The sequence below is a fragment of the Micromonospora sp. HNM0581 genome (assembly GCF_012726175.1).
Taxonomy (GTDB): Bacteria; Actinomycetota; Actinomycetes; order Mycobacteriales; family Micromonosporaceae; genus Micromonospora.
This window is the reverse complement of sequence record NZ_JAASAD010000022.1, coordinates 38,737-57,841: the sequence shown is the minus strand read 5'-3', so window position 1 is coordinate 57,841 and position 19,105 is coordinate 38,737. Positions and strand designations below refer to the sequence as shown.

Below are 19,105 nucleotides of genomic sequence, written 5' to 3'. Positions count from 1 at the left end.
TGGACCATGCGCTGGAAGGCACCCCTGAACGCCTTCCAGGTCGCCTTCGAGGGCCGACTCACCCCGGCCAACGACTGACCACCTCAACAACCAAGATCAGCCGTTAACTTGACAGACCCGGCATCGGCGGCCTGGCCCGCCATCCCACCGTCGAGCTGCTCGCCGGCCTGATACGCGACCGCCTGCCCGCCGGCGTCGACGACCCGGTCGTGCCGCTGCGGGAGGTGCTGGGCGGGCCCCGGCTGGTGCTCCTGCCCCCGGCGTCGGGGTCGGCACTCGCCTATATTGGGCTGAGCCGGGAACTCGATCCCGCCCTATCCGTGCTCGGCTTCCACGCACCGGGCCTCGGCGCGGTGCCGCCGCGCACGGTGCCCGGCTTCGTGCGGAAGCTTTCAACCTGGGTGCAGCGACTGCCGGACGATGGGCCGGTGGTCCTCGCGGGCTGGTCCTTCGGTGGGATCCTGGCTTACGAACTCGGCGTGGTGCTGGAGCGGCTCGGCCGGCCCCCCGGCGGGGGTGGTACTGCTCGACAGCTGGGTTCCCCGGCCCGGCGAGGTGAGCGACCCGGAGCACGATCCGCTCGCGGTGCTCAGGTCGGCGGGCCATCTCCCCGATGGGCTGCCCCCCACGGACCTGCGCGCGCTGTCCCGGATGGTCGCCGCGACAACTGAGGCGTTCCGAGAATACCGGCCGAGCCGAGGAGCACGTTTCCCCGTCCACCTGCTCCGCGCGGCTCAGGGCTATCCCGCAGCGGTCGACGGTGGCTACGACGAAGAGCGCGGCTGGTTCGGGATGGCCATCCCCCGGCTGACGGTCAGCGACCTGCCCGCCGACCATTTCTCCTTGCTCCTCCCCCCGCAACTACCAGAAACGGCACTCCAGATGTCGCGGGTCGTCCGCGGCATCGTCGGACCGATTGAACCCTAGGAGCTCCGATGACGTCACCGAAGAAAGCACTGCAGAGCGACGGCGTCGTGTTGCTGCGCGTGGGCGAGTACCCGTACAGCACCGAAGAGATCGATGAGCTGATCGAGCTCTGCCTGACCCTCCCACACCCGAAAGGGCTGGGCGAGGAGAATCGGGTGGGGGTCGGGCGGATTCTGGTCGATCCGGTCGACATCGTCCGGGCCGAGATGGGCCAGCAACTGCCCGAGGTCGAGGCGCCGGAGACCGCCCGGAAGATCCTCGACATCGCCGCGTCCAAGAAAGCCATGGAATTCTGGGCCGACTGCTTCGGCCTGGAGGAGGCCCGGCTGCGACGGGCCCAAACCAACTTTCTCTATCCGGGCGGGGAAGTCGGCTTCCACAACGACCACGAGTCGAATCCAAACTACCGGATCAGTATCGTGATCGGGCTGAGCGACGATTACACAGGTGGCGATTTCATCGCCCGGGTCACCCCGGACGATGAGCGCCGGATTCGGGTGAACCGGGCGGAGATCCTGGTGGCGAAGCCGGAGCTGCAGCACGCGGTGAGCGAGGTCAAGTCCGGTAAGCGCATGTCTCTGATTCTGTTCATGTCCTGAGCACCTGGGTCACCGGCGGCGCTGCGCCCCGGCTGCCGGTGACCTTCCCCGCCGTCAACCGAAGGGACCTTCATGCAAGGCGACAACATGGTGATCCACCGGGCGGTTTCGCGGCTGCCCCTTGCGTGGGACACCCTGGCCACGGGCACGGAGTTTCATCTCTGCAGGGCCTGGCTGGCGGCGGCGGAACTCACCCTTCCGGATGAACCCTGCTACATCACCCAGCCCGGCACCTATCCCGAGGGGGCTGCGGTGGGCTACGTAACGAGGCGGTCGGCTGCCTCCGATCGCGACAGCCTCAACCGCAACACCCGAGTCGACCACCTCCTCGCGGCTGCCTTGGGCAATGGACGACGAGAGTTCCTGGACAAGGTCCTGCCCAGCCTCTCCTGCGGGGGCTGGACGCTTGTCAACTCGACGATGCTGCTGCGCCCCGGCCTCGATCCAGACCGGCGCCGATCGGTGCGCGCCGAGCTGCTCGCCGCGCTGCAGAGTTGTGCCGTAGGTGCGGGCGCCCGGTCGATGAACTTCCCCTACGTCGAGGACCACAACGAGGAGCTCCGGGAGCTGCTCCTGGGCGAGGGTTTTCTTCCCTTTCCTGTCGGGGCGCATTCCGCGATCACCGTGTCCTGGAATTCCTTCGCCGGCTACCTGGCCCACCTGCCCAAGAACCGCCGGAGTTCGGTGCGCAGCGAGCTTGCCCGGCTAAGCGACGCGGGCGTGCGCTACCGTGTGGCCGGCTTGGACGAGGAGCTGGCCGAACGCCTCGTGCCGATGGGCGCCGCCACGGTGGAGCGGCATCAGGGCACCGTCGACGTCGACGGCATCCGCGCCCGGCTGCTCCAGCTAGCCCAGATGGGCAGCCGGGTCGTGCTGGCCGAGCACGACGGTGTCGTCCGCGGCTTCGGCGTGATCATCATCTGGAAGGGACAGATGTACGCGAGAATGGTCGGCTTCGACTACGACTTCCAGCAACGCCTACCCCTCTTTTTCGGCGTCATGTACGAGCAGATTCGATTCGCCATCGAGAACGGCATCGGCGTCATCGAATACGCGACCACCGCCGAGCGTGCCAAGGCCTTCCGCGGCGCCCGGATCATCGGGCAGAACGGCTTCATCAAAGTATTCGACGGGGCCGACGCCGACACGCTGTCGGTCCTGCTGGCAGCCCCTCGCGACGACGAATCGGCGGCGCGCAGGGCATGACCAGAACGACGCTCACCCGTCCGGATCGCCCTGGGCATGCGAACGGTGACATTCGGCGTCCGCTCGCCTCCCTCTACCTGGCGGCGACGGTCCTCTCCCTTGGCCGTGGGGCGTGGTTCACCTGCTGGGCAATGTTCCTGACGCGGTTCGCGGGCCTCTCCACGACCGAGTTCGCGATCGGCATCACGGTCGCGGGCGTCGTGGGCCTTGCCCTCGGCGGACCGGCCGGATATCTCGCCGACCGGCTCGGTGTACGCGAGACGCTGACGGTGATCGGTGCGGTGCAAGGGCTCGCCGTCTGCTCGTTCGCTTTCACGCGGCAGTTCTGGGTCCTCGCCGCGATCACCTGCCTGGTCGTCGGCGCGGAACGCACGGCACCGGCCATTCGGATCGCCCTCATCGCCGGCCTAACCAGCGGCGAGCAGCGGCTGAACAGCCTCGCCACGGCTCGCTCGCTGACACAGAGCGGGATGGTGGTCGGCGCGCTGCTCGGTGCGCTGGTCCTGTCCCTCGACAACCGCCCCGCGTACGTGTCCCTCGTTTTCGGCTACGGCGCCGCCTGCTTCTGCTTCACCCTGCTGCTGACCCACGTCCCGCACGTGGCGTCGCTTCGGGACCGAAAAGTCCGGCGCAAGGCTCTGGCGGTACGCGACCGGCCCTTCCTCGCCATCTGCGGCTTCAACGGCATGCTGGCCCTCAGCTGGGCCCTGCTGGACGTGGGGCTGCCGCTGTGGATCAGCGCGCACACCGACGCGCCCCGCTGGATCATCGGCGTGCTCATCGGCGGCAACGCCGTCGCCGTCGTCGCCCTGCAACGGCGTGCGGTCCGGCACGCCGACCGGGTTGCGACGGCGGCCCGGATGGGGCTCTGGTCGGGCTTGGCGCTCGCGGCGTCGTGCCTCGTCTTCGCGGCCTCCTATCTCCGGTCGGGCACCGTGGTCGTCGCCGTACTTGCGGTCGCAGCGGCCGTCCACGTCGCTGGCGAGCTCGGCTTCGTCAGCAGCGGCTTCGGCCTTTCGGTCGCGCTGGCCCCCGACGACGCCCACGGCGAATATCAAGGCATGCTCGGCATGGCACAGTCCGGGGCGCTGATACTGGCGCCCGGTCTGCTAACGGTGCTGCTGGTCGACTGGGGCGTCGGCGGCTGGTTTGTGCTCGCCGCGCTCTTCCTTGCCGGCGGCGTCGGAACACTACGCTCCGCCGCCTGGGCGCAGCGCCAACACGTTGAACGGATCGGGGAGGGAGCCTGATGCCCACCATTGAGTTCTTCGGCTACGACGCCGAGGAGCGCGCCCGGATGGAGCAACGGGTGCGTGAGCGGCTGGTCAGCGAGGACTTCCGCATCGACTGCGTCTTCGTGGCGGGCCAGCCGACCGTCGTCCGCGACTGGCGGGGTCAAACGCTGCCGTTCGTCCGGGTGAGCACTCGCTCGAAGCAGCGCGCGGCCCGCTTCAAGGAACTGTTCGCCGCCGTCTGCGACCTTGAGGTCGTGCGCATCGACTTCCAGCCGCAGGGCCGCCCTCAGCCCGCTCCTTGATCCTGAAGCCGCTGGAAGTCGTACGACTCCCTGTGGGGGTTTCCGGGGGGTGATTCAAAATCGCATAGACAACAGTTAAGGCCCCGACCAGCGTTCTTGCTGGTCGGGGCCTTATTGATGTGGAGCTGAGGGGATTTGAACCCCTGACCCCCTCGATGCGAACGAGGTGCGCTACCGGTCTGCGCCACAGCCCCTCCGCCGGTCGACCGGCGCTGGTCCCACCCGGCTGTCACCGGGCGGGCCGGCGACAAGGCTAACAGGTCGAGCACTCCCGCCGCGAACCACCCTGCCCACCGGCTCATTCAAGATCGGTGCAGTCTTCCTGGGAGTGCTGCCGCTGATCGGCTCAGGGCCACCCGTTCTTCCGGAGGATGTCGCCGGGCGGGAGCAACGAGGGCCGGGCATGGGCCGTGGTCAGGCGGTGTGGGAGCCGGGGCCGGTCTCGTAGGGGCGACCGCGTAGGCCGCCGGCACGGCGGTAGGAGACCGACCCGCCGTTGGCGGCCTGCGGCAGGTCCGACGGGCGGTCCAAACCCATCGCACTGCGTCGGACGGACTCCCGCTGGGCAGCCAGGCGGCGCTGCGCCTCCCGGCGGGCCACCGCCCGACGGGCCTGCTCCCGGCGTACCTCGGCCTGGCGGGCGGCCAGCCACGCGGCCTCGCGGGCCAACGCGAGGCGTCGTCGGCGGTCCGCCACCGCTCGGGCACGTAGGTGGCCGACGTACACCAGCAGCAGGGTGGCGGTGACGCCGAAGCTGACCCAGAATCCGGGCCCCACGACCAGCACCCCGACCAGTTCGACGGCGTTGAGCAGCACCAGTGCGGCCAGAACCCGGCGACGGCGGTAGATGGCAGGGGTGTGGTGACGACGCCGGTCGGGGCGACGACGTGGGCGGCTCGCACCTGCCGACGCGGCGCGTAGGCGGCTGGGCCTGCCGGAACGTCGGGGCGCTGCGCGCCCGGACGCCACCTCGGTCGGGGGGGCTTCACCCGCAGGGCCGCCGGGTGTGCCGTCATCGGTGTCACCGCTGGCACGTGAACGCGTCGCCCGGTCCGAGGATCCGCCTGAGCCGGGCGGTGTGGACATCGAGCGGCGCGGGGCGGGAGGGCCGGAGACCGGGGCGGTCGGTTCCCCCGAACCGGACACACCGTTGAGCGTGATCACCAGGGTGCGGGCGGGGTTGACGGGCTGCCGGCCGGGGACAGTGCGACGGCGTCGGCGGCGCTGGAGCACCCGCGCCGTCGACTGCGCCCGCTCCGCCACCAGCCGCTCGGCGGCGTCGTACCGGCGAACCAGCGCCGGAGCGAGGGCGAGCAGACCGGCGGCGGCGAGGACGGCGAGGAGCACCGAGGTCGGCACCCTCACCCCTCCCGTCACCAGGTTCGGAGCAGGCATCGACCGGCCGCAGGATCTTCCACCGACCGGCGCCGGCGAGGTGAATCATGCGGGGCGGGCAGCGCCTGCCGCAGCTTGCAGTTACCTGAGGTTACGGGGCGCCCTCGCCGGAACTGCTACGCCGCGCCGATCCCGCACGTGGGACGGCTCACGGGGTTCGGGCGCGCAGCCGGTGCCAGCGGGCCAGCAGGCCGCCTTCGGCGGCAATCTCCTCGCTGGTCAGGGCATAGCCGATGTGGTCGCGCCAGGCACCGTCGATATGCATGTAGCGCGCATGGTACGCCTCCTCGCGGAAGCCCAGCTTCTCCACCACCCGACGGGAGGGCTGGTTTTCGGGGCGGATGTTGACCTCGATCCGGTGCAACCCGCCTGGGCCGAAGGCGTGGTCGACGGCCAGCGCCAGCGCGGTGGGGATGACCCCTCGGCCGGCAACCTGCCGATCCACCCAGTAGCCGACGTACCCGGAGCAGAAGGCCCGCCGGACGATGTTGCCCACGTTGATGTGACCGACCAGCTGTTCCACCCCGTCGGAGTGCAGACACACCGCGAAGGGCATCCCTTCGCCGGTACGCGCCGAGCGCCGCTGGTCTCGGTATACCCAGCGGAACGTCGCCGGGGAGTTCACCTCGTCCCAGTCGCCGGGTACCGACGATTCCCAGGGGGCCAGCCACTCCCGGTTGGCCCGACGCACCTGTGACCAGGCCACCGCGTCCGACCGCCGGTACGGCCGCAGCAGCACCGGTCCGTCGGTGAGCACCACTGGCCAGCCAGGAGCCCGTCGGAACACCGAACCTCCACTCCCGAGCGTCACCGTTGGGTCACCGGCGACGGTCGAGCAGCAACACGTCGACGGTGGAGCCGGCGGCGGCTGCGGTCACCCGTTCGCCGAGAACGAGAAGTCCGTTCGCCTCTGCCAGGCCGGAGAGCGTGAACGGGCCGCCGTTGAGCGGCTGGACAGTGTAACCCCCGCCGCGCCGCTCAGCGACGTGCGCGGGCCGGAACTCACGCAGCCCGGCCGGCGAAGATACGGTCTCCAGCAGGTGCGCCCGCACGCTGGGACGAAACACCGGTTCAGCGCCGGCCAGCAGATTGATCGCAGGCCGGGCCAGCACCTCGAAGCCGATCATCGCGGCCCCCGGGTCGCCCGGTAGACACACCACAGGCACCTCCTCGGCCCCGACCGTGCCGAAGCCGAGGGCGGTACCCGGGTAGAGCGCCACGTCGGTGAAGGTGACCGGACCGGACCGGTTGCCCTCCCGACGCGACAGGATACGGCGAACCATGTCGCCCGGCCCGGTGCCGGTACCCCCGGTCGTGATGATCAGATCAGCTCGCAGGGTCTGGTCCTCCAACAGCCCGCGCAGCCCCTCCGGATCGTCGTCGCAGATGCCCACCCGGTAGGCCAGCGCTCCCGCCTCCGCCGCCGCGGCGGTCAGGGCGTGCGAGTTGGCGTCCACGACCTGACCGGGCTGGCTGCCCCGACCCACGTCGACGAGTTCGTCGCCGGTGGCCACGATCACCACCCGGGGGCTCGGACGCACCACCACGTGACCGATGCCGGTGGCGGCCAGCACCGCCACCAGTGCCGGCGAGACGTAGGTGCCGCAGCGGGCGAGTAGCGCACCGGCGGCCACCTCCTCGCCCGTTCGACGGACCCCGTACCCCCGTTTCGGGACCCGGAAGATTTCCACCGCCGCCATGCCCTGGTCGGTCCACTCCACCGGCACGACAACCTCGGCGCCGATCGGCAGCGGTGCGCCGGCCGCCACCGAGAAACACGAACCGGGGGTGAGCCGGACCGGCCGCCAACTCGCCGCACCGAGATCACCGACGACATTGAGCCGTACGGTGCGACCGCCTGGCCGACTGGACTGGGCCGGGACGTAACCCACGCCCCGGCCCCCGGCCACGATGTCCTCCCAGCGCGCGGCGTACCCGTCGACGGCCGCCTGGTCGAAGGCCGGGAACGAGTGCGGGGCGACGACGTCCTCGGCGAGGACGTTGCCGTACGCCTGGGTGAGGTCGAGGTCGAGCGGAGGCAGCGCGCGTAACCTGCGCAGCACACTGCCCAGGTAGTCGGCGAGCGGCGTCAACCCGTTTTCGGCCGCCTCGGCGTCGGCCGTCGCGGTCATGTACTGGGACCGCCCGACGCGTCGGAGTTGACGAACTCGACCAGCCACTTGCGGAACTCGCCACCGATGTCCTCGCGGTCCACGGCGATCTGGACCACGGTCTGCAGGTAGCCCAGCGGCATTCCGGTGTCGTAGCGGATGCCACGGTAGACGATGGCGTGCACCGGGGTGCCCTCGGTCCGCAGGATCTCCATCGCGTCGGTCAGCTGGATCTCTCCGCCGCTGCCCGGTCGCGTCCGGCGGATCGCGTCGAAGATCTTGCCGGGCAACACGTACCGGCCGAGTACGGCGAGATTGCTCGGGGCGTCCTCCGGCTTCGGCTTCTCCACCATGCCGGTCACCTTCACGACCTCGCCGACGTCGGCGAGGTCGGGCTCGGCCGGCTCGACGGAGGCGATCCCGTACCGTTTGGTCTCCGCCGGGTCGACCTCGAAGAACGCGAGCACCACTCCACCTGTACGCGCTTGAAGGTCCAGCATGGCGGGTAGCAGCGGCTCGCTGCGGTTGACGAACTCGTCGCCGAGCAGTACCGCGAACGGCTCGTCTCCGACGTGCGACTCGGCGTACCCGACGGCGTGCCCGAGACCGAGCTGTTCCGGTTGGCGACAGGTGTAGATGGACGCCAGCTCCTCTGTCCGCTTGACGGCGGCGAGCAGGTCGGGCTTCTCTGCCAGCCGATCCTCCAGATCAGGGCGACGGTCAAAATGGTCGACCATCGATGTCTTGCCACGTCCGGTGATCAGCAGGACGTCGCCGATGCCCGCCTGGGCGGCTTCCTCGACGATGTACTGCAACACCGGCCGGTCGACGACCGGCAACAGTTCCTTGGGGATGGCCTTGGTGGCCGGCAGGAACCGGGTGGCCAGGCCGGCGGCCGGGATGACGGCCTTGACGGCACGGGGACGGCCGGTGGCGGTGGCCGCTGAGGGGTTCGCTGAGTGCTCCGACATGTCGCGAGACTATCGGCCATGGCCCTGCCGCGGCGGGTGAGGACCGGAAGACGCGCCGCCCACCGGATCGGTTCTGCCGGTGCCGGTGCCGGCACGGTCGGGAGGTCAGGTCCCGGCCGTCGGGTCGCCGGTGGCGATCGGGATCTCGGGCCCGGCCCGGGGAAGTCCGTCGGCGGGACTACGAGCCTCCACCGGCACCGGTACCTCACGGATCGGCGACGGCTGCCGGGCCGGCGCCAGCCGCCAGGTGTCCCGGCTCGCGGTCTTCGCCGCATAGAGCGCCTCGTCCGCCGCCGCCAGTACCTGCGGGCCGGTGTCGGCGTGGTCGGGGAACACGGCGATGCCGATCGAGACGGTCATCGCAATCATTTCGCGGACACCGGTGTGCCCCACCACCGTCACCGGGCTGTCGCGGACGGCCGCACCGAGCCGGTCGGCGACGATCGTCGCGCCACGGGCGTCGGTCTCCGGCAACAGCACCACGAATTCTTCGCCGCCCCGGCGGAAGGCCAGGTCCACCTCGCGGATCTCGCCGCGTACCCGCCGGGCGAACTCTGCCAGCACGGTGTCCCCGGCGGCGTGCCCGTAGGTGTCGTTGACGCGCTTGAAGCGGTCCAGGTCCAGGGCGAGGACGCTGACCATGCGGCCGAACCTGCTGGCCCTCTCCACCTCGCGGCGCAGCGACTCGCGTAGGTAGCGGTAGTTCCACAGCCCGGTCAGCGGATCGGTCAGTGACAGCCGTTGTGCCTCCTCGTGTACGCGTACGTTGTCCACGGCGACCGCCGCGTGCCGGGCGAAGGTGCGCAGCGTGGCCAGGTCGTCGTCGTCGAACTCCTCCCCACCCAGGCGGTCGTAGAGGGCCAGCACACCCAACACCACCTCCGGCTGCCGGCCCGGGGGGTCGACCGCCGACGCCTCCCCGCCGGTCGCGTCGGGCGCGGCGAACGGCACCGCGATGTACGTCCGACAACGCGGCTCGTCCGGGGCGGTACTCGTTGGCTCCGCCCGCCCCCGGCGGGGCTGACCGGTCGCCGCGACCGCGCCGACCACCCCGCTGCCCACCGGCACCCGCAGCGGCGCGGAACCGGGCCCGTACTCGTCGAGCCCTGCGCTGCACCGGGCGACGAGTTGCTCACCCTGCTCGATGAGCAGCACGGTTCCCCCCCGGGCTCCGGTCGCGGCGAGCGCGCTGTGCAGGATCACCCGCAGGATCCGGGGTAGATCGTGGGTGCTGGCCAGGGTGTCGCCGAGCACGGCGAGGTGCCCGCGCAGCTGGTCCCGGCTGCTGGCCAGCGCCGCCAGGTAACCGCCTGTCTCGCGGGTCATCCGGTTGAAGGCGACGGCCAGCCGACCGACCTCGTCTCTGCTGCGTACCGGTACCCGGGCGGTGAGATCGCCGGTTGCCACCCGGTCCGCGGCACCGGCCAGTTCCGCGAGGGGCCGGGTGGTGACCCGGGCCAGTCGCCAGGCGGCGGCCACCCCGAGTGCGGCAGCCATCAGCACCACGGCGACCAGCGCCGCGTGCAGACCGGGTGGCTGGTCGCTGGGTACCGAGAGCACCAGGGGTAGCGGCTGCCCGGCAGCGGGGCCGGTACGGCGCACATAGCGACCGTCAATGGTGCCGGTGACATGCCCGTCGTGCAGCGAGGCCGCAGCGGCGAGCACCGCATCCCGACCGTTGCCGGACTCGGTGGTGTGGGCCACCCGCACGGGCGCGTCCCCGTCGAGCAGGGTCACCGCCACCCCGGTCACCGCGGCGAGACGAGTGACGAACGCCGGGTCGACCGGCTGGGCGGCGGTGACCGTACCCAGTGCCGATCCGTCGGCGTCATGCAGCTGTACCCGCACCACGAGAGCGTGTACCGGTCCGCCGGGTACGGCCTGCGCAGCGCAGTCCCGCCAAGGCGCCGGGGGCTGCTCGGGGGTGGCATAGCTGACGCGGCCGGTCACGTCGGTGACGAGCACTGCGGTGGCCAGCCCCCGGCTGACCACCTGCGCGGCAGTTCCAGCGTGGTCGATGGTGACGGCGACCGCATCGGCGGCTGCCCGTAGCTGCTGGCAGAGGGCGTCGATCGAGGTACGTACGGACGTGGTGGCCACCGCCAGTCGCTCGGTGGCACGGCTGCGGTCGACCGCCGCTACGGTGGAGGCGACGAAGACGGCACCGAGCAGCACCGGGCCGAACGCCACCGCCAGGAAGGCTGCGGTCAACCGCCCGCGTAGCGTCAACGCTTCCCCTTCCCCCCGGAAGTTGCGCGACCGTCGCCTGCGATGCTGACACAGAGCAACGACGAGACCAGCGTTGCGTGAGGAGTGTTGCGTGCCGGAATTTGCGGAAGGCGCGGAAGTTGCGCATGACATGAAGCGGGCCACCAGGATCGGGCTGCTCGCGGGGCGCCGCGCCCGCACCGGAGCGGAACGCGCTGCCGCAGCGGCACGCGTCCAGGCCGAGCTGACTTCTCTGGTCCGTCGGCTGCGGCCGGCACGGATGACCGCGTACGCCCCGGTCGGCGAGGAGCCAGGCGGACCCGACCTACCGGCGGTGCTCGCCGATGCGTTACCGGCCGGGGCGGACCTGCTGCTACCGGTGCTCCGTGACGACCTCGACCTGGACTGGGCCGTCTGGGAGGGGCCGCGTGCGATGGTCGCCGCCGGGCGCGGCATCCGCGAGCCGGCCGGGCCCCGGCTGGGGGTGACCGCCGTCGGCACCGCCGAACTGGTGGTGGTTCCCGCACTGGCGGTCGATCGACGGGGGATTCGCCTGGGTCGCGGCGGCGGGTCGTACGATCGCGCCCTGATCCGGGTGCCGGCCACGGTACTCACGGTGGTGCCGTTGTACGACGGTGAGCTGCTGGCCGTGCTGCCGGCCGAGCCGCACGACCAGCCGGTACGGGCGGTGATCACTCCGGACGACGGTCTGCTGCCCCTCCCGGGTGTCGTGCCCCACACTTCCGCTGGACGAACCGGGGGCCGATGACGCACCATTGGCACTCGAATACGTCGAGTGCCAATCGGCTGTGCCAGATCCGGAGGAGAACGTGCCCACGTACCAGTACGCCTGCACCGCGTGCGGTCACCAGCTCGAGGCGGTCCAGTCCTTCTCTGACGAGCCGCTGACCGACTGCCCGGCGTGCGAGGGACGACTACGCAAGCTGTTCAACTCGGTCGGCATCGTCTTCAAGGGCTCAGGCTTCTACCGCACCGACTCCCGGTCCTCCGGCTCGGACACCACGCCGAACGGTTCCAGCGGCAAGTCGGAGTCGTCGACCAGCTCGACCTCCTCGACGTCCCCGTCGAGTGATTCCGGCTCGTCGGGGTCAGGATCGTCGGGGTCCGCGAACGGATCGTCCGGCAAGTCGTCGGGCGGAACTTCCGGCGGCGCGAGCAAGGCGACGGCAGCCAGCCCATCCTGACCGGCCACAGGTGCGTCGGCGGCGGGCAAGTGGGTGGCTACACTCAGTCCCAGTGCGGCGGGCGTTCGGCGATCAGCCAGTCGTCGTTGCCGCCGGCCCGCTCGCCCCACCCATGATCCGTGTCGTCCGCGGTCTGCTCCGGCAGCACCACGAAGTCGTCGGTCAACTCGACCGAGCGATCGTCGTCGCCCCGCGCATCACGTTCGCTGGTGCTCACGAGCGGCAAGGCTAACGCAGCGGTGGCTGGCGACGACCGAATGTCGCGGAGCGTTCCAGGCCCGTACGCAGTCAGTACCGCTACCACCGTCCGGGCCGACGCGGGTCCAGGCGCGGTCTCACGGTGCGGCAATGCGGTGGTTGGTAGCGTCGGACCTCGTGACGATGCCCCCACCTGGTCTGGATCCGGACGATCCGTGGCGCCGACCCGATCCGGGTGACGCGGCCCCGAACGGCGAGACCGTACGGGGCCCCGAAGACGTCGCCTCGGGCGGGGCGAGCGGCTACCACGGACCGCCACCCACCACCGCTCCTGCGCCCGGTTGGCGGCCTCCGGTGCATCTGCAGCCGACGCCGCCCCGCCAGCTCCCGCCCCAGGACATGAGTGGTCTGGACACCCAGGAGCAGCGAGCACAGCAGGTCACCTTGGCTGTCGGTGCGGTCGCCGGAACCGTTCTGGTGGTGCTTGCCTGTCTGCTCGGCGCCCGGTTGCTGTTCTGAGCAGGCGATCGGCCCCCCGCATGGGCGGCGGTGTTCGCGGTGTCGGTCAAGTTCTACTCGTAGGTGTTACCCCAGACCATCTCCGCACCCGAGTGGCCGCTGAGCCAGACGTAGACGAGCGCTGCGACGCCCAGCCCGAGCACCACTACCGACAGCAACACCGGCACCCAGCCAGGCAGTTTCGGCGCCCGGGGGTGGTTGCTCGTCGCGACCAACAGCAGGATGACCGCCAGGCCGAGTCCCAGCGTCACGCGAAACAGCACTTCGCCTTGGGCGGCATGCTCATTGATCTTGTCGAGGATCTCGCCGGAGAAACCCCGGGCGATCTGCCGGGCCTGCAGCGCCTCGCCGGATCTTGCGGCGACCCACGCGGTGATCGGAGCGACCACCGCCAGGACCGCCACCGCCCAGTCCAGCCGGCCACGGAACCTCGGCAGCACGATGTATCCCACGGCGAGCAGCACCAGCAGCGGCACGAAGACCACGACGGCGTGCACGACCAGCACGTGCAGGGGTAGGCCGAGCGCCGTCTCGAACATCAGCACCTCCGAGAGTGATCGTGGGTGTCAGCGTACGACGAGTGTGATCCGCCGACGTCCTGTTGCTCCACACGCAGCTCCGACCGCACCGGTTCAAGTCGACCGCGTGGCACCCTTGACCTGTGAATGTTCTCGACGTCGGCCTGTTCGGTCCAGATTCGGTCACCTGGAAGCTGCACCAGGAGCCGATCCTGCTCGTCGCCGGTCTACGTTCGCTCTACCTGCAGGCGTTGCATCCACGGGCCATGGCCGGGGTGGCCCAGAACAGCAACTACCGTCAGGACGCCTGGGGACGGCTGATCCGCACCGCCGAATACGTGGGCACCATCGTCTACGGCACCACCGAGGAGGCGGAACAGGCCGGACAGCGGTTACGGCGGCTGCACGCCCGGATGACCGCACTCGACCCGACCACCGGCGGGCGGTTCCGAATCGACGAGCCGGATCTGCTCCGCTGGGTGCACGTGACCGAGGTGGAGTCGTTCCTCGACACCGCACGACGAGCCGGTGTGCCACTGGACGCCGACGAGGTGGACCGCTACTACACCGAGCAGCGACGTGCCGCCGCCCTGGTCGGGCTGGCCCCGGAAAGCGTTCCCGGTACCGCTGCCGGGGTGGCCCACTACTACCAGCGGGTCCGACCCGAGTTGCGGATGACGCGGGAGGCTGCCGAGACCGCGCTGTTCCTGACCGCACCACCGCTGCCATGGAAGCTCGGTCTGCCGGCCCGCATCGCGCTGAACCTCGGTCCACCCCGATGGGCGTACCTCGGCATCGCCGGCACCGCGCTCGCCCTGCTGCCCCCGTGGGCACGGCGGCTGTACGGCGGGCTGGGCCTGCCGACCACCGCGCTGTCAGCCGACGTGGCGGTACGCGCCCTGCGGCTGGCGCTCACCGCCCTGCCCCGTGACTGGCGGGAAAGCCCCATGCAGCGTGCCGCCCGGGACCGTGCGGCGCGACTGACCGCCTCCGCCACCGAACCCACGACTCGGTGACCTGCGCTCCGGCGGCCAGTTCAGCCGCATCGACGGGCGCCCCCGCAGTCGTCACGCCCGGGTAGGACCCGACGACTGACGACGCCGCGACCGGTACGGTCGTCCACGCCGAAGGGTCGTCTCAGGTCACTCCTCCGTCGTCGGCGCGGCGAGTCGTTCGACAGCGGCCCACGGTTCCCTGCCCGGTGTGGCGGAACCAGCGGGGCAGCTGCGCCGGTAGTCGCACCAGGCGCAGCGCGGCCCGGGAGTGGCGGGGAAGGCATCTTCGGGGTCAGCGCCGTCGACGACCGACCGTTCGGCGGCCATGATGTCGCGGGCGGTCTCCTCCGCGCGGGACACCTGCCGCGCCAACGAGTCGACACTGTGCTCGTGGCCGGCGACGGTGCCGCTCGGCAGGTGGTGCAACTCGACCCGACGGCACGGCCGGCGGAACACCCGCTCGGCCGCGTACGCGTACAGCGCCAACGCCTGCGAACCGCGCGCGTCGTCGCCGTCCAGCCCGGTGCGGCCGGTCTTGTAGTCGACGATCACCAGCTCAGGTCCTTGCGGGCCGGGCCGGGAGTCGATCCGGTCGGCACGTCCGTTGAAGGCCAGTACGCCGGTCTTGACCGCCACCACCCGTTCCACCCCGACCGGTTCGTCGGCCGGATCCAGCCCGTCCACGTACGCCTCGATCCAGCCGAGGGCCCGCTGGTAGGCCTCGCGCTCCTGCTCGTCGTCGCGGTAGCCATCGCGCACCCAGGTGCCCTTGAGCAGAGCTGGCAGCGCCTCCGGACGACGTCGACCAGCAGGCAGTGCGTACCAGTTCTTCAGGGCGGTGTGCACGCTGGCGCCGAGCGAGTTGTGTGCCCAGGGTGGGCCCTTCGGCGGTGCCGGACGATCGACGTAGGAGTAGCGGTAGCGCCGAGGACAGTCGGCGTACGCACCGAGGCGGCTCGGCGTGCAGACGAACAACCGCTCCGGCATGCCCTCGAAACCGAGTTGCTCGGGCTGCGCGTCGCGGGGCCGGGGCGGGCGGCCACCGGCGGCGGGTCGTCCAGCGGAAGAGGCTCGTCGCACCCCCCGATCCTGCCATCCACCTCCGACAGACCGGACAGGCCGGTCAGCCGGCACCGTTGTACTGGGCCACGAAAGCCGCGATGGCATCGGCGATGAGCTGCACGGCGATCGCGGCCAACAGCAGGCCGGCGATCCGGGTGAGCACCTCGATCCCGCCCGGACGCAGCACCTTGACGATCCCCCCGGAGAAGCGCAACACGATCCAGACGGTGAGCATCACCGCGACGATGGCGGCGCCGATCGCCGAGAAGTCGGCCGGTCCATCGGCCCGCTGGACGAAGAGCATCGTGGCCACGATCGCGCCGGGCCCGGCCAGCAGCGGCGTGCCCAACGGCACCAGGGCGATGTTGGCGGTGGCCTGTTTGGTCGGATCGTCGGTCTTGCCGGTCAGCAACTCCAACGCGACCAGGATCAGCAGCAGCCCACCGGCCGCCTGCAACGCCGGCAGGTCGACATGAAGGTAGGCGAGCAGGGTCTGCCCCGCCACCGCGAAGATCACGATCACGCCCAGCGCCAACGCGACAGCCTGCCAGGCGGCCCGGTTGCGCTCCAGAACGGAAAGCGGGCCGGTCAACGCCAGGAAGATCGGCATCATGCCGGGCGGGTCGACGATCACCAGCAGGGTCACGAAGACCTCGCCGAAGAGCTTGAGATCCACCCGGTCACCGTAGCCGTGGCCGTCGGCCTCGAAACCCGGGTCAACCCGAAGCGACCTCGGTCACCCCGGAGCAGGCGGCGACGATCCCTTCGTACGCCTCGATGCTGGTGGTGAAGGCACCGAGCTGCACGGTCTTGTGGCTGCCGTGGAAGTCCGACGAACCGGTCACCAGCAGGCCCAGATCGGCGGCGAGAGCGCGTACGTGGGCCCGCTCGGCGGGCGAGTGGTCCTCATGGTCGGCCTCCAGGCCGACCAGTCCCGCACCGGCCAGCTCCGCGATCAGCGTGTCCGGCACGATCCGGCCCCGCCGGCTGGCCCGGGGATGAGCGAAAACCGCCACCCCGCCGGCTGCCCGGACCAACCGGACGGCCCGGAACACGTCGATGTCCTCCTTCGGCAGCCGGTACCGCTCTCCCAGCCAGTCCGGTCCGAACGCCTCGGTGGTGGTGGCGACCAGACCGGCCCGGATGAGCGCCTGCGCGATGTGCGGCCGGCCGACCGTCCCGCCGCCCGCCAGGGTCCGGATCTCCCACCAGTCCACGTCGATGCCGTCGGCCCGCAGCAGGTCCACCGTCCGTTCACCCCGGTCCAAACGCGCTGCCCGCACCCGGGTCAGCTCGGCGACGAGTTCCGGGTGCGTCGGGTCGAAGAGATACGCCAGCAGGTGCAGCGGCACCGCCGGCCGCTCGCCGTTCCACCGGCAGGACAGCTCCGCACCGCGGACCAGCCGCAACCCGGTCGGCAGCGCATCGAGCGCCGGCGCCCAACCGTCGGTGGTGTCATGGTCCGTGATCGCCACCACGTCCAGTCCGGCCTCCGCAGCGGCGCGCACGAGTTCGGCCGGCCGGAGAGTGCCGTCACTGGCCGTGGAATGCGTGTGCAGATCGATCCGGACGGTCATCGCCTGCCGTCACCGGTCAACTGGTCAACCACCGCTCACCACCACAGGCGACTCACCGGCGGGAACGTCGGGCAGGGCGGTCGGCGTGGCGGGACCGCCTGCGGTGACCCGATCGACGGCCACCCGTACCAGGCCACCGGTGACGTCGGTGTAGTAGGCCGTGTCCGGTGCCCGCCATACCACGGTTCCGCTCATCGGTGGCCCCGCGGGCCGCACCTCAGTGGACGGATCGAGCGTCGTCAGATCCACCAGCAGCGCCGAATCCTCGCCCTCCGAGTGCCCGTTCACCAGCAGCCAGCGCCCGTCCGGTGACACCGCACCCCGGCCGCTGCCCGGCAGCTCCGGTCCACAGTCCGGTCGGCTCGGTGCCAGCGCCTGGTCGGGGTCGAGCAGGGTCAGGCAGGCGGGGAGCCCGGCACCGGGGGTGATCTGACCGACCAGTCGTCCGTCGGGCAGCGCGCCGAAGATCTGCGTACTGGCCCGGTCGACGCCCTGCTCCAGTGGACCGGGCCGCAGTGACCACAACACGTGCCCCGGGTGGTCGGGCGCCAACCTGACGAGCACGGCACCGTCGACGAACCGCAACGGCACCGCCTCGGCCGGCGCCTCGGCCTCAACGGTGTCGGCGAGTTCGCCGTCGACGATCCCCGCGGCAGCCAGCACCGTGCCCTGTTTCCAGGCGACCTGCCGACCTTCTCCGTCCAGGACGATCTCGTCGGCACCTGCCAGCAGCACCTGCGTGGTGCCGTCCGCCGCCACCACCCACAGGAAACGCCCGGCCACGGTCGGTGCCCCGACTGCCAACCAACCACCGCCATCGGCGAGCCGGTGTACCCGTTCCACCTCGCCGGTGCCGAGCAGCGGCACCCATCGCCCCTGGGCCGTGGCGATCGAACCGCCGATCAGCAGATCGACCTCGGCGAGGGCAGGCCCGGTTTCCGGCCCGGACGACGGGACGGCTCGGTCGACGAGCGGTCGATGATCCGGGTCACCGATCACCACGGTGGCGCCCCCCGGTGGCAGGTTGTCGAGCAGTTGCAGAATTCCCACGCCGACAATCGCGATCGTCACCAAGGCCAGGCCGGACCCGGTCAGGGCGCGGCGGCGCTGGATCCGGCGGGCCCGTCGGATCGCCGCACCGGCCGGGTCGACGGCGGTCGCACGCGCCATGGCCGCCCGCCGGGACATCATCTGCCGGAGGGCAGCTTCCAGTTCTGTCGGCGGCACGTCGAGCAAATGACCCGGGAACCGGATCTGGTTGTCGTGACCTGCTGGTTTCCGTTTCACCGTGGGTCTCCGACAAGCGCTCCGCCGGGGCCGGCACCGCGGGCCGGGACGACCCCGCCGGGAGGAGTGCCATCCTGCCGGCGCCAGGCCGCCGCCGTTTCGGGCTGACGTCGCTTACGCGGCACCCCGGCCGGCTGGTCGACGTCCTCCGGCTGTGCAGCTGCGGGACCGGTCCGGCTGGTGGGCCGCCCCACCCTTCGCAGCCTGTCGGCCGGCTGCACAGCTGGCTCCGGTCCGCCGGCGCACACACCGAAGGTGTCGTCCGCGCTGATCCGTCGACGTAACGTGGCCAGCGCCCGGGAGGTCTGACTCTTCACCGTGCCCGGCGAGATCTCGAGCAGGGCGGCGGTCTGCGCCTCCGACATGTCCTCGTAGAAGCGCAGCACCAGCACCGCGCGCTGTCGGGCGGGCAGCGCTCGCAGGTGCCGCCAGAGCACGTCCCGGTCCAGCTGACGTTCGAGCTCGTCGGTGGCGGCGTGTTCAGGTAGCACCTCGGTCGGACGCTCACCGTGCCAACGACGTCGCCACCAGCTCGTCGAGGTGTTGACCATGACACGTCGGGCGTAGGGCTCGATCGCCTCGATCCCGCCCAGGCGCTTCCATGCCAGGTACGTCTTGGTCAACGCTGTCTGGAGCAGATCCTCCGCCGTGCCCCAGTCCCCGGTGAGCAGGTAGGCGGTCCGCAGCAGGGCGCCGGAGCGGGCCGCGACGAAGTCACGGAACTCCTCCTCCAGCACGTCCCTGCTGGTCACACACCACCTCCGCACCTGAACCTGTCGAGGGCTGCCGC

At 70.9% G+C, this 19,105-nt stretch carries 20 protein-coding genes, 1 tRNA gene and 2 pseudogenes; 9 read left to right on the top strand and 14 right to left on the bottom strand.

Going from position 1 to position 19,105, the window contains the following annotated elements; translation table 11 throughout:
* Positions 1 to 453: 453 nt before the first annotated feature.
* From HCA58_RS23710 to HCA58_RS20960, 5 genes are all read left to right on the top strand, one after another.
* Positions 454 to 927: a hypothetical protein gene (locus HCA58_RS23710; protein ID WP_240956536.1), complete on the top strand. Its 474-nt coding sequence runs from the start codon at positions 454 to 456 to the stop codon at positions 925 to 927.
* A gap of 8 nt (positions 928 to 935) precedes the next feature.
* Positions 936 to 1,526 carry a hypothetical protein gene (locus tag HCA58_RS20975; protein ID WP_169599545.1) on the top strand — a complete coding sequence of 197 codons (591 nt, stop codon included), beginning with the start codon at positions 936 to 938 and terminating at the stop codon, positions 1,524 to 1,526.
* A 72-nt stretch (positions 1,527 to 1,598) separates the two neighbouring features.
* Positions 1,599 to 2,732: a GNAT family N-acetyltransferase gene (locus HCA58_RS20970; RefSeq protein ID WP_169599544.1), complete on the top strand. Its 1,134-nt coding sequence runs from the start codon at positions 1,599 to 1,601 to the stop codon at positions 2,730 to 2,732.
* The gene (locus HCA58_RS20965; protein WP_169599543.1) at positions 2,729 to 3,982 is read left to right on the top strand and encodes an MFS transporter; all 1,254 of its coding nucleotides are present in this window, start codon (positions 2,729 to 2,731) and stop codon (positions 3,980 to 3,982) included. Before HCA58_RS20970 ends, HCA58_RS20965 begins: the two co-directional genes overlap by 4 nt.
* Positions 3,982 to 4,269: a hypothetical protein gene (locus HCA58_RS20960; RefSeq protein WP_169599542.1), complete on the top strand. Its 288-nt coding sequence runs from the start codon at positions 3,982 to 3,984 to the stop codon at positions 4,267 to 4,269. Before HCA58_RS20965 ends, HCA58_RS20960 begins: the two co-directional genes overlap by 1 nt.
* Before the next feature lie 120 nt (positions 4,270 to 4,389).
* On the opposite strand, the gene HCA58_RS20955 is transcribed toward HCA58_RS20960, so the two are convergent.
* The 6 genes and pseudogenes from HCA58_RS20955 to HCA58_RS20930 form a co-directional block, all read right to left on the bottom strand.
* A tRNA-Ala gene (locus HCA58_RS20955) sits at positions 4,390 to 4,463 on the bottom strand.
* Between the two features lie 220 nt (positions 4,464 to 4,683).
* Positions 4,684 to 5,628: a hypothetical protein gene (locus HCA58_RS20950; protein WP_169599541.1), complete on the bottom strand. Its 945-nt coding sequence runs from the start codon at positions 5,626 to 5,628 to the stop codon at positions 4,684 to 4,686.
* A gap of 184 nt (positions 5,629 to 5,812) precedes the next feature.
* Complete coding sequence (locus HCA58_RS20945) at positions 5,813 to 6,421, bottom strand: GNAT family protein (protein WP_346776067.1); 609 nt, start codon at positions 6,419 to 6,421, stop codon at positions 5,813 to 5,815.
* A gap of 61 nt (positions 6,422 to 6,482) precedes the next feature.
* Positions 6,483 to 7,796, bottom strand: a complete 1,314-nt coding sequence (gene glp / locus HCA58_RS20940; protein WP_169599539.1) for a gephyrin-like molybdotransferase Glp — start codon at positions 7,794 to 7,796, stop codon at positions 6,483 to 6,485.
* Positions 7,793 to 8,746, bottom strand: coding sequence for a UTP--glucose-1-phosphate uridylyltransferase (locus HCA58_RS20935; protein WP_169599538.1), 954 nt, complete (start codon positions 8,744 to 8,746; stop codon positions 7,793 to 7,795). Before HCA58_RS20935 ends, glp begins: the two co-directional genes overlap by 4 nt.
* Before the next feature lie 9 nt (positions 8,747 to 8,755).
* Positions 8,756 to 10,975 (bottom strand): annotated as a pseudogene (locus HCA58_RS20930) (diguanylate cyclase).
* Between the two features lie 91 nt (positions 10,976 to 11,066).
* Between HCA58_RS20930 and HCA58_RS20925 the strand changes: the two are divergent.
* Both HCA58_RS20925 and HCA58_RS24105 read left to right on the top strand, forming a co-directional pair.
* Positions 11,067 to 11,723, top strand: coding sequence for a 5-formyltetrahydrofolate cyclo-ligase (locus HCA58_RS20925; RefSeq protein ID WP_169599537.1), 657 nt, complete (start codon positions 11,067 to 11,069; stop codon positions 11,721 to 11,723).
* Positions 11,680 to 11,925 (top strand): annotated as a pseudogene (locus tag HCA58_RS24105) (FmdB family zinc ribbon protein); the annotation flags it as partial. The gene HCA58_RS20925 and the pseudogene HCA58_RS24105, both read left to right, overlap by 44 nt.
* A 14-nt stretch (positions 11,926 to 11,939) precedes the next feature.
* Here the strand turns inward: HCA58_RS24105 and HCA58_RS24100 are convergent.
* Both HCA58_RS24100 and HCA58_RS20915 read right to left on the bottom strand, forming a co-directional pair.
* Entirely contained in the window at positions 11,940 to 12,167 is a 228-nt protein-coding gene (locus HCA58_RS24100; RefSeq protein ID WP_346776068.1) for a hypothetical protein, read from the bottom strand.
* 35 nt (positions 12,168 to 12,202) lie between these two features.
* Positions 12,203 to 12,376 (bottom strand): hypothetical protein, encoded by a 174-nt coding sequence (locus HCA58_RS20915; protein WP_169599535.1) that lies wholly within the window; start codon positions 12,374 to 12,376, stop codon positions 12,203 to 12,205.
* 158 nt (positions 12,377 to 12,534) lie between these two features.
* On the opposite strand from HCA58_RS20915, the gene HCA58_RS20910 reads away from it, so the two are divergent.
* Positions 12,535 to 12,876, top strand: coding sequence for a hypothetical protein (locus HCA58_RS20910; RefSeq protein ID WP_169599534.1), 342 nt, complete (start codon positions 12,535 to 12,537; stop codon positions 12,874 to 12,876).
* A 53-nt stretch (positions 12,877 to 12,929) separates the two neighbouring features.
* Here the strand turns inward: HCA58_RS20910 and HCA58_RS20905 are convergent, their stop codons facing one another.
* Positions 12,930 to 13,415 (bottom strand): DUF2231 domain-containing protein, encoded by a 486-nt coding sequence (locus HCA58_RS20905; RefSeq protein ID WP_169599533.1) that lies wholly within the window; start codon positions 13,413 to 13,415, stop codon positions 12,930 to 12,932.
* 122 nt (positions 13,416 to 13,537) lie between these two features.
* Between HCA58_RS20905 and HCA58_RS20900 the strand changes: the two genes are divergently transcribed.
* A complete protein-coding gene (locus HCA58_RS20900) occupies positions 13,538 to 14,410 on the top strand; it encodes an oxygenase MpaB family protein (RefSeq protein WP_169599532.1) in 873 nt (290 codons plus the stop codon).
* Between the two features lie 126 nt (positions 14,411 to 14,536).
* Here HCA58_RS20900 and HCA58_RS20895 read toward each other — a convergent pair whose 3' ends face one another.
* From HCA58_RS20895 to HCA58_RS23705, 5 genes are read right to left on the bottom strand one after another with little or no spacing between them, the layout of a single operon-like run.
* On the bottom strand, positions 14,537 to 15,469 hold the full coding sequence (locus HCA58_RS20895; RefSeq protein ID WP_169599531.1) for a PD-(D/E)XK nuclease family protein: 933 nt from the start codon (positions 15,467 to 15,469) through the stop codon (positions 14,537 to 14,539).
* 43 nt (positions 15,470 to 15,512) lie between these two features.
* Positions 15,513 to 16,127 carry a MarC family protein gene (locus HCA58_RS20890; protein WP_169599530.1) on the bottom strand — a complete coding sequence of 205 codons (615 nt, stop codon included), beginning with the start codon at positions 16,125 to 16,127 and terminating at the stop codon, positions 15,513 to 15,515.
* A 40-nt stretch (positions 16,128 to 16,167) separates the two neighbouring features.
* On the bottom strand, positions 16,168 to 17,028 hold the full coding sequence (locus HCA58_RS20885) for a PHP domain-containing protein (RefSeq protein ID WP_169599529.1): 861 nt from the start codon (positions 17,026 to 17,028) through the stop codon (positions 16,168 to 16,170).
* Positions 17,029 to 17,052: 24 nt separating this feature from the next.
* A complete protein-coding gene (locus tag HCA58_RS20880; protein WP_169599528.1) occupies positions 17,053 to 18,315 on the bottom strand; it encodes a hypothetical protein in 1,263 nt (420 codons plus the stop codon).
* Positions 18,312 to 19,067, bottom strand: a complete 756-nt coding sequence (locus HCA58_RS23705; protein WP_346776066.1) for a SigE family RNA polymerase sigma factor — start codon at positions 19,065 to 19,067, stop codon at positions 18,312 to 18,314. Before HCA58_RS23705 ends, HCA58_RS20880 begins: the two co-directional genes overlap by 4 nt.
* Positions 19,068 to 19,105 lie beyond the last annotated feature (38 nt).

What these genes read in the sequence shown, in the direction of transcription:
- HCA58_RS20975 (WP_169599545.1), top strand. Translation starts at nt 936, where the DNA reads ATGACGTCACCGAAGAAAGCACTGCAGAGCGACGGCGTCGTGTTGCTG.
- HCA58_RS20970 (WP_169599544.1), top strand. Translation starts at nt 1,599, where the DNA reads ATGCAAGGCGACAACATGGTGATCCACCGGGCGGTTTCGCGGCTGCCC.
- HCA58_RS20965 (WP_169599543.1), top strand. Translation starts at nt 2,729, where the DNA reads ATGACCAGAACGACGCTCACCCGTCCGGATCGCCCTGGGCATGCGAAC.
- HCA58_RS20960 (WP_169599542.1), top strand. Translation starts at nt 3,982, where the DNA reads ATGCCCACCATTGAGTTCTTCGGCTACGACGCCGAGGAGCGCGCCCGG.
- glp (WP_169599539.1), bottom strand. Translation starts at nt 7,796, where the DNA reads ATGACCGCGACGGCCGACGCCGAGGCGGCCGAAAACGGGTTGACGCCG.
- HCA58_RS20935 (WP_169599538.1), bottom strand. Translation starts at nt 8,746, where the DNA reads ATGTCGGAGCACTCAGCGAACCCCTCAGCGGCCACCGCCACCGGCCGT.
- HCA58_RS20905 (WP_169599533.1), bottom strand. Translation starts at nt 13,415, where the DNA reads ATGTTCGAGACGGCGCTCGGCCTACCCCTGCACGTGCTGGTCGTGCAC.
- HCA58_RS20885 (WP_169599529.1), bottom strand. Translation starts at nt 17,028, where the DNA reads ATGACCGTCCGGATCGATCTGCACACGCATTCCACGGCCAGTGACGGC.